Below are 15,535 nucleotides of genomic sequence, written 5' to 3' on the forward strand. Positions count from 1 at the left end.
CGCCGCGGGCGCGCTGGTACTTTCGGCTGCATGAACGCCGTCCGACGACGCCTGGACAACGAGCTCGTCCGGCGCTGCCTGGCCTCGTCTCGCGCAGCGGCCCAAGCACTTGTTTCGGACGGCCGGGTTCTCGTGGGCGGTTCGGTCGCGCAGAAAGCGTCCCGCATGGTGTCGGCTGCCGAGCCGGTAGAGATCAGCGGTGAGCCGGCTCGGTTCGTGTCACGCGGCGGAGAGAAACTGGACGCCGCGCTGGACGAATTCGGGATCGCAGTGGCGGGGCGGCGCGCCGTCGATGCCGGCGCTTCGACGGGCGGTTTCACCGATTGCCTGCTGCAGCGGGGCGCGGCGGAAGTCGTTGCGATCGATGTCGGCTGGGGACAGCTCGATGCCCGCCTGCGGGCCGATTCCCGCATCACCGTGCGGGAACGGTGCAACGTGCGCCATGTCCGGCCCGAAGACATCGGTGGCCCCGCAGACATCATCACCGCCGATCTGTCGTTTATCTCGCTGCGCACGGTGATGCCGAACCTCGCAGCGTGCACGGCGCCCGGCGGGGAAGCGGTTCTGCTGGCCAAGCCGCAGTTCGAGGCCGGCCGGCGCGAGGCCTCGCGCGGCAAGGGAGTGGTGCGCGATCCGGACGTGTGGCGGCGAGTGCTCAGCGACGTGGCATCGAATGCCTCCCGCCATGGTCTCGCACCCGCCGGCCTCGCCGCATCGCCGTTGAGAGGGGCCGCCGGCAATGTCGAGTTCTTCTTGCACTGCCGTCGCCTAGAGGCTGAGCCGTCAGGCGAGTTCGATCTTGACAGCGCCATCGAGACTGCTATCGAGACGGCACCCAGCGCTGCTTCCGAGGGGGCATCGGTATGAGTGACGTGCTGATCATCGCCCATGCTGAGCGCACCGAGGCGCTGACAGCTTCGAAACGACTGGTGGCCTGGCTCGAGGGCGAGGGTCACGCGGTGGAAATGGGCGGCGTGGAGGCCACGGCAATCGGTCGCCCCGAACTCGGTGTCGATGAACCGATCCGGACTGTCCCGGATCTCGCTGTGAGCATCGGCGGCGACGGCACCATGCTGCGCTCGTTCGATCTGGTGGCAGCCGCGGGCGTGCCGGTGCTCGGCGTCAATGTGGGCCACCTCGGCTACCTGACCGAATTCGAGCCGGCACAGCTCACCGACATGGTCGCCGCGGCGCTCGGAGGGTCCCTAGACGTCTCGGAGCGGATGATGGTCAGCGCACGTGTGCGGTACAGCGGTGCCGATGACATTGGCGCCCAAGATGACGAGACGTGGACGGGACTGAATGAGGTCGTGCTCGAGAAGCGCGATCCGGGGCACACGGTCAGATTGGAAGTGTGGCTCGACGGCGATGTGTTCGCGACCTACGCAGCAGACGGCCTCATCGTGTCCACGCCGACGGGTTCCACGGCGTACAGCCTCTCGGCAGGAGGTGCGGTCGTAGCGCCGACGCACTCGTCGTTGCAGGTCACTCCGGTCGCGCCGCACATGCTCTTCGATCGTTCGCTGCTGCTGCCGCCGGACACCGAGATCGGTATCCGCGTGATCAGCGAGCGGCCGGCGCTCGCCGCTGTGGACGGGCGCTCGGCCAGCTTGCTGGCGACCGGCGATGAACTGGTCGTGACACGCGCTCCATACGACGCGCGGTTCATCACCGCTGGCGGCGACAGCTTTCATCGTGTGCTGAAGCACAAATTCGGCCTCAAGGACCGCTGATGCTCGTCGAGCTGGCGGTGCACGATCTCGGCGTCATTTCCCATGCCAACTTGGTGCTCGGCCCAGGCATGACCGCGCTGACCGGCGAGACGGGCGCCGGCAAGACGCTGGTGGTGCAGGCGGTGCAGCTGTTGATGGGCGGTCGCGCTGATCCGGCGATGGTGCGCGCCGGCGCAGTCGAAGCAGTTGTCGAGGGCAGGTTCGTGCAGGCTGATGGCAGCGAGCGTGTGCTACGCCGCGTGATCCCAGCAGCCGGTCGCAGCCGTGCCTACGTGGATGGCGGCATGGCGTCGGCGGCAGAGCTTGCAGAGCTCGGGGCCGAGCTCGTTGACCTTCACGGGCAGCACCAGCACCAATCGCTGTTGCGCGCTCGCACCCAGCGCGAGGCGCTCGACCGCTGGGGCGGCATCGATGTGCGCCCGCTTGCAGCAGCGCGTGACGAACTGACAGCGCTCACCGAGAACCTGGCCGCACTCGGCGGAGACGCGCGAGCACGGGCGCAGGAGATCGATCTCCTGCGGTACCAGGTTGACGAGATCGCATCGGCGCAGCTGGAAGATCCTGACGAATTGAGCTCGATCGCCGAGCGGGAGGACCTGCTGGCCGATGCAGCATCGGTCCTCGCGGATGGTCATGCGGCACGCCAGGCACTTGCTGGAGACGACGGCGCGATCGACAGGCTGGGCGCTGCGGCGGCTTTGCTGGCCGCCCGGAAGGCGTTCGCCCCGGTGAGCGACCGCTTGGGTGCCGTGGCCGCGGAGCTCGATGACACTGTTGCGCAGCTGAGAGGAATGCTCGACACGGTCGAGGACGACCCGCAGGCGCTGGCCGACGTCCGTGCCCGGCACCAGCTCCTGCGCGAGCTGACCCGCAAGTACGGCGACACGCTGGCCGATGTGCGCGCGTTCGGTGCCCAGGCAGCAGAGCGGCTGTCGCAGCTCGAACGCCACACCGAGTTGGCCGCCGAGCTGGAGGCCGGCATCGATGCGGCGCAACGCCACGTCGAAGCCGAGGCTCACGTTGTGGCTGCAGCTCGTCGAGCGGCTGCACCTGGTCTCGCCGCTGCGGTGGGCGAGCACCTCGCGTCGCTGGCGTTGGCAGGCGGCACGCTCGAGGTCAGCGTCACCGGCGAAGCGCCGAGCGACGGCGTCGAACTGCTCTTCAGCGCGAACCGGGGCACCCCACCCGGTCCGCTGTCGAAGGTGGCATCGGGCGGCGAGCTGGCGCGCGTCATGCTGGCGTTGCGACTCGTGCTGACCGCCGGCCCGCCGACCCTGGTGTTCGACGAGGTCGACGCTGGCATCGGCGGCGAGACAGCAGTTGCCGTCGGCCAGGCGCTGACTTCGCTGGCCAGCCAGCACCAGGTGCTGGTGGTCACGCATCTCCCACAGGTCGCGGCATTCGCACACCACCAGGTAGCCGTTCGGAAGACAGACGACGGCAACGCAGTGGCTTCCAACCTCGTCGCCGTGACGGGACCCGATCGCGTCAGTGAGCTGGCGCGGATGCTCGCGGGTCAGCCTGCATGGGCGAGCGGCCGCCAGCACGCGACTGAATTGCTGGAGGTGGCCGCCGCAGCACGGGGCGGCACGCGAGAGTGAGCATGTCCCGCCCGCGCGCGTTGTGGGGACGCCTGCGATTGCGCCGCAATCACGGCGGCAGCCACGTGGAGATCGCGGGACGGTGCAGGGTGGACCGTCGCACCAAGAACCTCCTGCGCCGCTTGGAACGCGGCGAGATTGCGGTCATCCACCACGCAGACCTGGATCGGGTCGCTGCCGACGGCCTTCTGGCCGCGGGGGCGATCGCGGTGATCAACGCAGAACCGACGATGACCGGCCGGTACCCGGCGTTGGGCGGTCTCACGCTCGCGCAAGCAGGAGTACCGGTGCTGGACGACATCGGCGAGGGGGTGTTTGCATCGCTCCGAGACGGCGAGGAGCTGGCCATCTCAGGCGATGAGGTGCTGCGCGGCGACCAGGTGATCGGGACCGGATACCGCCGCGATGCCGAGCACTTCGAACGCGTACTGGAATCGGCGCGAGTGGCAGTGCGCAGCGAACTCGGGAGCTTTGCCCGGAACACGCTCGAGTACCTGGAGAGGGAACCGCAGGTTCTCACCGATGAGCTGGAGATCCCGCCGCTGCGGCACCAGCTGCGACGCCGCCACGTGCTGGTAGTGGTACGCGGAATCGACTACCGCGAAGATCTGGCGGCACTACGCCGGTCGGGCTACATGTCGGACATGCGGCCCGTCATCATCGGTGTGGACGGGGGTGCCGATGCGCTGCTCGAGGCCGGTCTCGTGCCCCACATCATCATCGGCGACTTCGACTCGGTGTCGCCGCGGGCACTCGAGTGCGGGGCGCAGCTCATCGTGCACGCCTATCTCGAAGGCGGCGCGCCGGGCGCGGTCCGCCTCGACGACGCCGGATTGAGCTACGACGTCATCGCTGCGCCCGGAACCAGCGAGGACCTGGCATTGCGGCTGGCGTTCGAGCAGCGAGCCGAGCAGATCGTCGAGGTGGGGTCCCATACGTCGATGGTCGACTTCTTCGACAAGGGCCGCAGCGGCATGGCATCCACCTTTCTGACCCGGATGCAGGTGTCTCCGGCGCTCGTGGATGCGAAGGGCGTGAGCCGTCTCTACCGCACCCAGGTGCGCAAGCGCGACATGGCGATGCTGATCGTCTCGGCGCTCGTCACCATCGGCGTCATCGCCGCGGTGACCGAGCCGGGCCGGCTTCTGCTGCGCACCCTATGGATCAACATGGGCCTGTAGATCGGTCGGGCGAATGATCAACCTCCGCTACCACATCGTGTCGATCGCGGCGGTCTTCCTGGCCTTGGCGATCGGCCTGGCGCTGGGCTCGACATTTGTGGACTCGGTGCTGGTGAGCAACCTGGAGTCACGCGTGGACCAGTTGCAGGCCGACACCGAATCGGCGATCGAGCGACAAGCGGAAGCCGAGGCGGAACTCGGCGAGGCTGAGGCGGCACGCGACGCGGCGCTTGCGAGCGTCGAAGATGCGCTGTCCGTGCGGTTCGAGGTAGAGGATCTCGTACGGCCGTACCTTCCCCAAGGACGGCTGAGCGGCACGACAACGCTCATCGTCGCCCCGGAATCCACGGATCGGGCCGCCGTGGCAGCCATCCGTGCACGCCTCGATGCGACCGACGCGCGCCATGGCGGGGTGCTGTGGCTCAGCGATGACCTCCGCCTGCACGACCCCGGCGTGCGCCAGAGCATCGCCGACGCGTTCTCGCTGGCGGGTGACAGCCGCAACGCGGTGCGCAGAGCGCTTCGCTTCCTGCTGCCTCAGGCACTGTTCAGGCCCGCGGAGGCCGGTTCCAGCCAGATGCTCGCTGATGACGTCAATGCGGTCACCGACTTCGGAGCACTTGACGGCTTCTCTCGCGGCTTCTCGGCGGTCCCGCCGACGCGTACTGCGCTCACCTTGCTCCGCGATCTGGAATTGGTGACTCATGACGGCACCGGCGCTGTAGCGCTGCACCTGCTGGGAGGGGAGCAACTGCGACTCGTGGTGGTCACCGATGCGACGGCGGCCGGGTTGAACCAGGACTTCATTTTCGACCTGTTGAGGGCGGTCGTTGACGACGGCCACTCGGGCACTGGCGTCATCGTCGAAGTACCTGCTCCAGGGGCAGCAGGAGTGGGCTACGGCGCAGTGCTGGAGCGAGTTCGCGCCGACGCCGTGCTCGCGGGAGCGTTCGCGAGCGTCGACGATGTCGATACCTTCTCGGGCGATTTGGCGCTGCTGGTTGCGCTGGAGCGGCTGCCTGCCGTCGATCACTTCTCGGGAGCTGATCTCAACCACGGATTGGGCCCGTCATGACCCACGCCGTGGCGATCGTGCCCGCCTTCGACCGGGCGGACACGGTCGGTGCCACGGTGACGGCACTGCGAACGGTGCCCGACGTGCTCGACGTCATCGTGGTTGACGACGGATCCCGGGACCGAACTGCGGCTGCGGCTGCGGCTGCAGGAGCGCGCGTCATCGAGCTCGCACGCAACCGCGGCAAAGCAGCGGCGGTCGCCGCGGGAGTCGCGGCGTCGGGTGCCCCCGACGTGTACCTCCTCATCGATGCCGATCTGGGCGGTTCAGCCGCGCTGGCTGCCGATTTGCTGCAGCCAGTTGGGCAGGGCGAAGCCGACATGACGATCGCCGTCTTCGGTGGTGCTGAGAGTCCGAGCGGGTTCGGGCTCGTCAAGGCGTTCGCGGCACGTGTCCTGCGTTCCGAGACGGGACTGGAATTGGCTGAACCTCTCTCGGGTCAGCGCGCCGTGCGGGGTCCGCTGATGAGATCACTTCAGCTCGCTCCCGGCTTCGGACTCGAGGTCGGTCTGACGCTCGATGCGGCCGATCGCGGAGCCCGCATCAGCGAGGTCGAGATCGGATTCAGCCATCGGCAGACTGGACGTGACCTCAGCGGCTTCGCGCATCGAGCGCGAATCGGGAGACACGTCTACCTCGCCGTGGTAGCCCGCACCGGCTGGCCAAAGGCGGTCTATTCCCTCGCCGCCTCACTGGCGGGACGCGTCATCTCGGCGGCTCGCGGTGTGCCGGCGCGCGACCGGGGGCAGCAGCTCGGGCGCGCGGTACGGCAGTCATGGCAGCGGGCACGGCAGCTCTGGCCGCCGCGCTCGCTTCGGCACCTGCGTTCGTGGCGTTCGTTGCGGCGCCGGCGCGCACGCGGGTCATGACGCTGGTGCCCTCGCTGGCCCTGATCATCGACACGACGCAAGCGGGAGCGTTGTTGACAGCGGCATTTGCGGGATCGCTTCTCGTTGCAGCCCTGCTCTGGCGCTGGTTCGGCTCGCGCATGAGCCGAGATCGCTGGATCCGGCCCAACTACCGGGGGCAGCCGATCGTCGCCGTCTCGGGTCTTGTCGTCCTCATCGCCGGTTCGGTCGCAGTTGCGATCACAGCCGCCGTCATCGTTTCCTTGCCAGAGGGCGAGATGCACGAGGCCGTACATGTGCTGGATCAATCTGTGCTGCTGGCACGCTCGCCTGATTCGGCTGTCATCGCCGGCGGCATCGCTGCGCTGGTGCTGCTTGGGGGTTTCGGCTGGCTCGGCTACCGCGACGACATCCGCGGAACACCAGACGGATATGTTGCTTCCAGCGGCTTCGCCGGGCACCTTCGCCAGAGTCTGCGCCAGCGAGTCCTCACGACCGGGCTGCAGAAGGCGCTTGGCGGACTCGTTGTCGCAACCGTGGCTGTGCAGATCGCACTGTGGGGCGACCCTGCCGAGGCCCGCTACTTCGCTGGCACGAATCCTGGGGATTGGTTCGACCCGGTGCCGCATGCCTTGGGCTTGGGCATGGATCCTGACGCCATGTGGAGCCTGATGGCGCTGATACGCGGGGTGCTGATCGTGGCCTTGTCGGCGAACCTGCTGAACCTGCTGGATCGAGCGCCTGCACGGGCCGCCAAGGCATCGCTCGGGTGGTGGCTCATCGCCCTGGCGCCGGCGGCGCTCGTGGCGTCCGGCTCAGCGGGACGCTTCGATCTGGGATTCGAGGTCACCGAATGGGCTGTGTGGGCTGGGGCTGCCGTTGGCGCATCGGCTGGCCTGCTCCGAAGCGAGCTCGCTGAGCAGCACATGCAGGGTGACACCGGCGTCAATCCTGTAGGCGCCATCTTGGGCATGGCGACGGTCGTCGCGTATCCGGCGACCGTCGAGTGGGTGGTGCTGGCGGTGCTGGCGGCCCTGAACCTGGCGAGCGAACGCTGCTCGTTCAGCCGGATCATCGATGCGGTCCCGCCGCTTCGGTGGCTGGACCGGCTCGGCTCGCCCTACCGCAACTGAATCTCCACCTATGCCCGCTGCATGGCAGCGGCGCAGTGGCGATGCTCGGCCAAGCGCTCCTCAAGGCCGGGGTGAACGATCTGGCCGCCGGAGACAACCGGGCGTCCGGCCACGATCGTGTCCCGGGCGGACAGCGGGCCGCAGCGCAGCCATGCTTCGATGGGATCAGAGAGGGCGCCTGCGAACGCAGGCCCGTCGAGCTGCCACACCACGAGGTCACCGCACGCGCCGGGCGACAGCTCGCCGATCTCGCCCACTCGGCCGAGACAGCCCGCGCTGCCACGGGTTGCCAGGTCCAAGGCCTCGCGGGCGGAGAAATACACCGCGTTGCCCTGTTGAGCATCGCCTCCGTCGGCGTCATCGGCGGACTCGCCGACGTGGCCATCGGCGGGCCTGCCGCTGTCGAGGCCCTTCTCGGCGCTCAGGTGCCGTTGGCCGTCGCGCAAGCGCCCGACCAGGAGCGCATTGCGTGCCTCGGTCCACATCGACGCCGAATCGGTGCTGGCTGAGCCGTCCACCCCGAGTCCCACCGGCACACCCGCAGCCCGCAGCTCGCGCACCGGCGCCAGTCCGACTCCGAGCAGGAGGTTCGAGCTGGGACAGTGCGCCACACCGGTGCCCCACATTCCCAAGCGGGCGATCTCGGCTGCGTTGGGCTGCACGCCGTGCGCGATCCACGAACGATTCGAGCCCCAGCCGCAGTGTTCGAAGTAGTCCACCGGGCGCATCCCGAACATCTCGATGCAGAAGCCGTCTTCGCCGGGGTCTTCGCACAGGTGGGTGTGCAGGCGGACGTCGAGGCGCTCCGCGAGTTCGGCCGTTGCCGTCATCAGCTCAGTCGATACGGAAAATGGCGAGCACGGCGCCAGTGCGATCCGGACCATCGCGTCCGGCGAGCGGTCATGGTGCACGCCGACCAGCCGCTCCGATTCCGCCAGGATTTCCTCAGGCGATTGGCAGACTTCATCGGGCGGCAGCCCGCCGTCGGACTGGCCCAGCGACATGGAGCCGCGGGTTGGGTGAAAGCGCATGCCCAATTCGCTGGCGGCGGCGATCTCCGCGGCAATCAAGTCGCCTGCGCCCCGCGGATGCACATAGAGGTGATCGGTGCTGGTGGTGCAGCCGCCGAGCGCCAGCTCGGCCAGACCTACCCAGGCAGACAGGTACGCGCCCTGCTCATCGAGCCGCGCCCACAGCGGGTACAGCGTCGTCAACCAGTCGAACAATCCGCCCCGAAGCGCCGGAGCGTACGACCGCGTGAGGTTTTGGTACATGTGATGGTGGGTGTTGACGAGCCCAGGCGTGACGAGGCACCCGCCGGCGTCGATGCTCCGGTCTGCTGTGGGCGGCATCTGCGAGGCATCGCCGACCGCGCTGACGAGTCCGCCGGTGATGGCGACCCAGCCGCCGGCAATCTCGCGCCGCTGCTCATCGCACGTCGCCAGCAGTTCGGCACCGTGCACTAGCAGATCCGCCGCCGCAGCCGCCTGGGCTTTGTCTGATGCGTCGTTCATGATGTTCCGTCCGGCCGGTTGTTCACTCGGGGCGACGATCTCGGCGGATCCGGCAGGCAATTGCCGGACTTCCGTGAGGATCAGCCAACCCCGTATCAGCCAACACCGCCCGAAGCGACGGTAGCTTGATGACACATGCGAGAGCGTCCACCGAAGATGCCGCGTGGCTAAGCACATTTTCGTCACCGGCGGAGTTGCCAGCTCCCTCGGCAAAGGGCTCACGGCGGCCTCGCTCGGCCGGCTGCTGGCCGCCCGGGGACTGCGGGTCACCATGCAGAAGCTGGACCCGTACATCAACGTCGACCCCGGCACCCTCAACCCATACGAGCACGGTGAGGTATTCGTCACCGACGACGGCGGCGAGACCGATCTCGATCTCGGCCACTACGAGCGGTTCATCGACGTATCGCTCACCCGTGACTCGAATGCGACGACCGGCTCGATTTACCAGAAAGTGCTCGCCGACGAGCGGCGGGGGGAGTATCTGGGCCGGACCGTGCAGGTCATCCCGCACATCACCGACGAGATCAAGGAGCGCATCCGCAAGCTGGCCGACGGCGACGTAGATGTGGTCATCACCGAGGTGGGCGGCACTGTTGGAGACATCGAGATCCTGCCGTTCCTCGAGGCAATCCGGCAGATGCGCCTCGAGGTCGGCCGTCAGAACGTCTGCTACGTCCATGTGACGCTGGTGCCGTTCATCGGCCCGTCGGGCGAGCAGAAGACCAAGCCCACGCAGCACTCGGTGACCGAGTTGCGCAGCCGCGGCGTGCAGCCCGACGCCATCGTGCTGCGCAGTGAGGGACCCATCGAGGACGGCCTGCGCAACAAGATCTCCAACCTCAGCGATGTCGAGCTGGCTGGCGTGGTGAACGCCCCCGACTCCTCGGTCCTCTATGAGATTCCGATGGTGTTGCGGTCCGAAGGTCTCGACAGCTTCCTGTGCGGGATCCTCGGCTTCGAAGACGTCGAGCCCGACCTTGCCGACTGGGAGGCGATGCTCGCACGCATCAAGGCGCCGCAGGCGACGGTGCGCGTCGGCATTATCGGCAAGTACGTGGCGCTGCCCGATGCCTACCTGTCCGTCGTGGAGGCGCTCCGCCATGCGGCCTCCTACCACGGCGTCGAAGTCGACATCGAGTGGATCCATTCCGAGGAGATCGAGGGGTTGCTTGCCGCGGGGCGGCTGCGTCACCTCGATGGGATGGTGATCCCAGGGGGATTCGGCTCGCGGGGCATCGAGGGCAAGATCGCCGCGGCTGCGTACTCACGCGAGCACGACATTCCGTGCCTGGGTCTGTGCTTGGGGCTGCAGGTCATGGTCATCGAGTTCTGCCGCAACGAGCTGGGTCTGTTGGGCGCCAACTCGACCGAGTTTGACGCCAACACGCTGCACCCGGTGATCGATCTCATGCATGCACAGCGCGGCATCGAGGACAAGGGCGGCACCATGCGGCTCGGCGCATACGTGGCCAGGCTGGCGCCGCGCAGTCGCGTGGCGGCGATGTATGGCGACACGCTGGTCAACGAGCGACACCGGCATCGTTACGAGGTCAACAGCGCTTACCGGCAGCGAATGGAAGAGGGCGGCCTGCAGTGCAGCGGGCTGTCGCCCGACGGGCGGCTGGCAGAGTTCATCGAGCTGGACGGTCACGCGTTCTGGGTTGGCACCCAAGCCCACCCGGAGTTCAAGAGCCGTCCCAACCGCCCGGCCCCGCTGTTCTGCGGACTGGTGGGCGCCGCGCTGGCGCGAGCCGAGGGACGCAATCCTCAGCTGCTGCCGGCTTCGACTGGAACAGGGCCGCTGGGCACCGAATCGCTGGGCTGACGATGTCCGCTGCGCTGGCGGTCGAAGCCGAGGACTACCTGGGCTGGCTGTCGAACGAGCGAGGCCGAGCGCCGCGCACCGTGGCGTCGTACCGGGCCGACCTCGGCGGGTTTGCGGCATGGCTCGAGGCACGAGGCACCGATCTGCTGGGTGCGAGCTCCGCTGACATTGCGGCCTACCTGGCGCACTTGCGCGACGATCTCGGTCGGGCAGCTTCCACTGCCGCCCGCGCTGCGGTCAGCCTTCGTGGCCTCTACCGGTTCCTGGTGGCCGAGGATCTGGCTTCGACCGATCCCGCCGGTGCGCTCGACATGCCCCGGGCGCCGGCCGGGCTGCCGCGGGCATTACGGCGCGATCAGGTCGAGCAGCTCCTGGCATCCCCCGTGGGAGACAGCCCGCTGGTGCGGCGAGACCGGGCAATGCTCGAAGTGCTCTATGGCATGGGCCTGCGCGCCAGCGAGCTGGTGGCGCTCTCGCTGGGCGACGTCGACCTCGACGAGCGGCTCATGCGCGTGTGGGGCAAGGGAAGCAAGGAGCGCGTCGTGCCGGTGGGGCGCCACGCCGCCGATGCCGTGGGCGATTGGCTGAGCGGCGCCGGGCGGGAGGCGCTGGAGCCTGCTTCGTGGTGGTCGAGAGACGATGCCGCCGCGCTGTTCCTGAATGCCCGGGGCCGCCGCATCACCCGTCAGGGCGTCTGGCTGATCGTGCGCCGCCACGGCGACCGCGTCGGACTCGGGCCCGATGAGCTCACGACCCATGTCCTGCGCCATTCCTGCGCTACCCACATGCTCGACGGCGGTGCCGACATCCGCAGCGTGCAGGAACTGCTGGGTCACGCGTCGATCTCGAGCACCCAGCGCTACACCGCAGTGTCACAAGAACGGCTGACCGAGGTCTACCGCCAAGCCCACCCCCGCGCCCGCTTCTAGCCGCCGACCCAGTTACTTGGGAAGGAAGCCCATCGCCTCTTTGGCGCGGGCCAAGGTGCCAGATGCCACGGCCTCGGCTTTGTCGGCGCCGGCGGCGATGATGCGGGCGAGTTCAGCGGGATCTGCGTCGAGTTCGGCCTTCTTCGCAGCGATGGGCACGAGCATCGCGATGACCGCGTCCGCTGTATCGGTTTTGAGAGCCCCGTACTGGCTGTAGCCCGCCGCAGAGTCCGCAGGGCTCCGGCCAGTTGCGGCACCCAGGATCGACAGCAGGTTCGAAACGCCCGGCTTCGTGTCGGGGTCGTAACGCACCTCAGACTCGGAGTCGGTCACTGCGCGGGCGAACTTGCGTGCAATGTCGGCATGATCATCGAAGATGCCTATCGAGCCTTGGGGGCTCTCGGCCGACTTGGACATCTTCGACGTGGGGTTCTGCAGGTCCATGACGCGGGCGCCGACCGTGGGGATGGCAGCCTCAGGGATGACGAACGTGTTGCCGTAACGGGAGTTGAACCGCTGCGCCACATCACGTGTCAGCTCGAGGTGCTGGCGCTGGTCGTCGCCGACCGGCACTCGATCGGCGTCGTAGATCAAGATGTCGGCTGCCATCAACGCCGGATACGTGAAGAGGCCGGCCGAGACGTGGTCGCCGCCCATCTCGCCCCCCTCCGAACGTGCCGACTTGTCCTTGAACTGGGTCATGCGGCGCAGCTCGCCGAGCGACACTGTGCACTCCAGCAGCCAGGACAGCTCCGTGTGCTGGGGCACGTGGCTCTGCACGAAGAGCGTGCAGACCTCGGGATCGAGGCCAACCGAGATCAGCGTGGCCATCGTGCCCAGGGTGGCTTCGCGCAGCTGGGCCGGATCCTGCTGGACGGTGACCGCATGCAGGTCGACGGCGCAGTAGAAGGCGTCGGCATCGTGCTGGTCGATCGCCCACTGCCGCAGTGCCCCGAGATAGTTGCCGAGGTGTACGTCGCCGGTGGGCTGGATGCCCGAGAGCACTCGTGTCATGGCGCCTGACGGTACCGGAACGGTGTCCGCGAGAGCCCTGCAAATATCCCGGGCCGCACAGGAATGCCGCGGTACCTTCGGGCCGCGTGGCCCACGAGGTTCGCACGGAGGCCTTCGCGGGCCCGCTCGACGTGCTGGTGAAGCTGGTCGTCTCCCAGGAGGTGGACATCTGGGACGTGTCGTTGACGCGCCTGGTCGACGACTTCGTCGCCGTCATGGCTGCTGTGGATGTGAGCCACGCTGCTTCCGAAGGCAGGATCGACATTGACGCTGCCAGCGAATTCGCGCTGCTGGCAGCGACGTTGATCGAGCTGAAATCCCGCCGGCTGCTGCCGGCCCCGCCGGTCGAATTGGATCTGGAGGAGGAACTGGCGGCCTACGGCCTGCGCGATGCCGCACTGGCACGTCTGGTCGAGGGGCGCACGTTCGGCGCAGCCGCAAGGCTGCTTCGTGAGCGCTGGGACGCCGCGGCACTGCAATGGCCCCGCACCGCGGGTCCCCCCGAGCGCTTCTTGGTCTTTGCGCCGGATCTGCTCGCGGGAGCATCTCGAGATGATTTGGCCGCGGCGATGGAACGGGCGCTTGCGCCGCGGCCCGTGCCGCGGGTCGACGTCAGTCACCTGAGGGCCGCCGGCATCACGGTGGACGAGGCGGCGGCGAAGATCGTCGAGCAGCTCGCATCGGCGGGCCCAGCGACCTTCCGGGAGCTCACCTGCGACATCACCGAGCGCATCGTGGTGGTCGTGTACTTCTTGGCGGTGCTCGAGCTGTTCGGATCGGGCCTTGTCGAGCTGACCCAGGCCGAACGCTTCGGCGACATCGGTGTGGAGTGGATCGGCGACGGGGCAGCCCTGCCGGCGGCGGCCGGCGGTTACGGGGAAGACGCTGCGTGAGCGGTACCGCGCGCGGCCTGAGACTGGTCAGCGATGAGGGCCGCACGGTGGCTGAACCGCTTGATGCGCCGCAGGACACGCCCGCTGCACCCCCGACCCGCCCGCCGGCCCATCCGTCGATTCCCGCCGACGGCGGCACCGTCAACGGCGCATCGGAGACGGCGAATGGCCTCGCTGACTTTGCAGCGGAAGCTGGCGCCGACGAACAAGGGCTCGGCGCGTCGCGATCGGTCGATGATCATGAGCTGTACGCGGCCGTCGAGGCGGTACTGATGGTGGCGACCGAGCCGGTGCCGGTCGATGTGCTGGCCATGGTCACTGGCGCACCCACGGCAACCGTCGCGGCGATCTGCAACGAGCTCGCCCGGGAGTACGCGAGAGCCGATCGGGGCTTCGCTCTGATGCAGGTGGCTGGCGGCTACCAACTTCAGACAGCCGCAGCGGTCGCGGAATACGTGGAGCGCTTCGTGGGGAGTCGCCGGTCAGCCCGCCTGTCCGCGGCGGCGATGGAGACCTTGGCGGTGGTCGCGTACAAGCAGCCGATCTCACGTGCGCAGATCAGCGCCATCCGGGGCGTCAATGCCGACGGCGTTGTTCGCACGCTTGCAGATCAGGGCTACATCGCCGAGGTCGCGCGCGATCCGGGTCCGGGCAATGCCGCTCTGCTCGGAACGACGGCAACCTTCCTCGAACGGCTGAGCCTCGACAGTCTCGACGACCTGCCGTCGTTGGCGGAGCTGCGCGTGGACCCTGAAGCGGTCGAAGCCATGGACCGCCTCGCAGTGCCCCAGCACGGCTAGCCGTCGTGACACCCGCGGGCGCGCCGGACCACGGCGACGCAGCCTCGCCCGACGGCGAACAGGACAGTGCCCAGGGAGGTCTGGGCCGCAGCATGCCGGATGACCGTGAAGCGGTGTCGCCCGACGGCGAACAGGACAGCGCTGAGCGGCTGCACAAGGTCATGGCCCGTGCCGGCGTTGCCAGCCGCCGCAAGTGCGAGGATCTGATCGCTTCGGGACGCGTCACGGTCAACGGCACAGTTGCCCGGGTCGGAGACCGTGCGGACCCGGCAGATCGGATCGAGGTCGACGGTGCCGTCGTCACGTGGGATGCAGCGATGGTCCACTACCTGGTGAACAAACCGCGCGGCGTGCTCAGTGCGGCATCGGACGACCGGGGCAGGCGCTGCGTGACCGATCTGGTGCCTGCTGCAGCTCGCGTGTATCCGATCGGGCGGTTGGACGCCGACTCCGAAGGGCTGATCATCGTCACCAACGACGGCGAGCTGACTCACCGGCTGACGCATCCGTCGTGGGGAGTGCCCAAGGAGTATCTCGCCCATGTGGATGGGGTGCCGGCACGCGGGGCGCTGGCGCAGTTGCGCACAGGTGTCGAGCTCGACGATGGGCCCACCGCGCCTGCTGCCGTGTCGATGCCCCAGGCGTCGGTGCTGCGCATCGTGATACACGAAGGCCGCAACCGCCAGATCCGCAGGATGTGCGAAGCCGTAGGACATCCGGTCGTACGGCTGGTGCGCACGCGCATCGGGCCGCTCACCGACCCCGGACTGCGCCCCGGCGAGCACCGGATGCTGTCTGCCGATGAAGTCCGTGAGCTGCACCGCGCCGCGAAGCGGCGCAGCGATTGACGCTGACCGCCAACGACGCGAGCAGTTCGGCAACGACGCGAGCGCTGTGGCGCAGCAGTGCGCTGCTTCGTAGGCGGCGAGGAGTGCTGTTCGACGTACTCGCCATGTCACAGGCACCGACCACAATGGGAGTGACAC

Annotated in this window: 14 protein-coding genes; 12 read left to right on the top strand and 2 right to left on the bottom strand. The window is 68.1% G+C overall.

Going from position 1 to position 15,535, the window contains the following annotated elements; genetic code table 11:
- Positions 1-30: 30 nt before the first annotated feature.
- From ACOQPE_RS11355 to ACOQPE_RS11385, 7 genes are read left to right on the top strand one after another with little or no spacing between them, the layout of a single operon-like run.
- Positions 31-867 (top strand): TlyA family RNA methyltransferase, encoded by an 837-nt coding sequence (locus ACOQPE_RS11355; RefSeq protein ID WP_420609020.1) that lies wholly within the window; start codon positions 31-33, stop codon positions 865-867.
- Positions 864-1,733, top strand: coding sequence for an NAD(+)/NADH kinase (locus ACOQPE_RS11360; RefSeq protein ID WP_420609021.1), 870 nt, complete (start codon positions 864-866; stop codon positions 1,731-1,733). Before ACOQPE_RS11355 ends, ACOQPE_RS11360 begins: the two co-directional genes overlap by 4 nt.
- Positions 1,733-3,334, top strand: a complete 1,602-nt coding sequence (gene recN / locus ACOQPE_RS11365) for a DNA repair protein RecN (protein WP_420609022.1) — start codon at positions 1,733-1,735, stop codon at positions 3,332-3,334. Before ACOQPE_RS11360 ends, recN begins: the two co-directional genes overlap by 1 nt.
- Before the next feature lie 2 nt (positions 3,335-3,336).
- The gene (gene steA, locus ACOQPE_RS11370; RefSeq protein WP_420609023.1) at positions 3,337-4,515 is read left to right on the top strand and encodes a putative cytokinetic ring protein SteA; all 1,179 of its coding nucleotides are present in this window, start codon (positions 3,337-3,339) and stop codon (positions 4,513-4,515) included.
- Positions 4,516-4,528: 13 nt separating this feature from the next.
- Positions 4,529-5,590, top strand: coding sequence for a copper transporter (locus ACOQPE_RS11375; protein ID WP_420609024.1), 1,062 nt, complete (start codon positions 4,529-4,531; stop codon positions 5,588-5,590).
- Entirely contained in the window at positions 5,587-6,459 is an 873-nt protein-coding gene (locus ACOQPE_RS11380) for a glycosyltransferase (protein WP_420609025.1), read from the top strand. Before ACOQPE_RS11375 ends, ACOQPE_RS11380 begins: the two co-directional genes overlap by 4 nt.
- Complete coding sequence (locus tag ACOQPE_RS11385; protein WP_420609026.1) at positions 6,366-7,571, top strand: hypothetical protein; 1,206 nt, start codon at positions 6,366-6,368, stop codon at positions 7,569-7,571. The genes ACOQPE_RS11380 and ACOQPE_RS11385 overlap by 94 nt, the downstream gene beginning before the upstream one ends.
- An 8-nt stretch (positions 7,572-7,579) precedes the next feature.
- Here the strand turns inward: ACOQPE_RS11385 and ACOQPE_RS11390 are convergent, their stop codons facing one another.
- Entirely contained in the window at positions 7,580-9,085 is a 1,506-nt protein-coding gene (locus ACOQPE_RS11390) for an amidohydrolase family protein (protein ID WP_420609027.1), read from the bottom strand.
- 163 nt (positions 9,086-9,248) lie between these two features.
- Between ACOQPE_RS11390 and ACOQPE_RS11395 the strand changes: the two genes are divergently transcribed.
- Positions 9,249-10,913: a CTP synthase gene (locus tag ACOQPE_RS11395; RefSeq protein WP_420609028.1), complete on the top strand. Its 1,665-nt coding sequence runs from the start codon at positions 9,249-9,251 to the stop codon at positions 10,911-10,913.
- A 2-nt stretch (positions 10,914-10,915) separates the two neighbouring features.
- The gene (locus tag ACOQPE_RS11400) at positions 10,916-11,842 is read left to right on the top strand and encodes a tyrosine recombinase (RefSeq protein ID WP_420609029.1); all 927 of its coding nucleotides are present in this window, start codon (positions 10,916-10,918) and stop codon (positions 11,840-11,842) included.
- A gap of 12 nt (positions 11,843-11,854) precedes the next feature.
- Here the strand turns inward: ACOQPE_RS11400 and trpS are convergent, their stop codons facing one another.
- Positions 11,855-12,856 carry a tryptophan--tRNA ligase gene (gene trpS / locus ACOQPE_RS11405; protein WP_420609030.1) on the bottom strand — a complete coding sequence of 334 codons (1,002 nt, stop codon included), beginning with the start codon at positions 12,854-12,856 and terminating at the stop codon, positions 11,855-11,857.
- Positions 12,857-12,942: 86 nt separating this feature from the next.
- Here trpS and ACOQPE_RS11410 point away from each other — a divergent pair, with 86 nt between their 5' ends.
- Genes ACOQPE_RS11410 through ACOQPE_RS11420 form a run of 3 tightly spaced genes read left to right on the top strand, consistent with a single transcriptional unit; the run spans position 12,943 to position 15,397 of the window.
- A complete protein-coding gene (locus ACOQPE_RS11410; RefSeq protein ID WP_420609031.1) occupies positions 12,943-13,749 on the top strand; it encodes a segregation and condensation protein A in 807 nt (268 codons plus the stop codon).
- Complete coding sequence (gene scpB / locus ACOQPE_RS11415) at positions 13,746-14,549, top strand: SMC-Scp complex subunit ScpB (RefSeq protein WP_420609032.1); 804 nt, start codon at positions 13,746-13,748, stop codon at positions 14,547-14,549. The genes ACOQPE_RS11410 and scpB overlap by 4 nt, the downstream gene beginning before the upstream one ends.
- Positions 14,550-14,554: 5 nt before the next feature.
- Complete coding sequence (locus ACOQPE_RS11420) at positions 14,555-15,397, top strand: pseudouridine synthase (protein WP_419856117.1); 843 nt, start codon at positions 14,555-14,557, stop codon at positions 15,395-15,397.
- Positions 15,398-15,535 lie beyond the last annotated feature (138 nt).

It is taken from the genome of Candidatus Poriferisodalis sp., from assembly GCF_965219595.1.
Lineage (GTDB): Bacteria > Actinomycetota > Acidimicrobiia > Acidimicrobiales > Poriferisodalaceae > Poriferisodalis.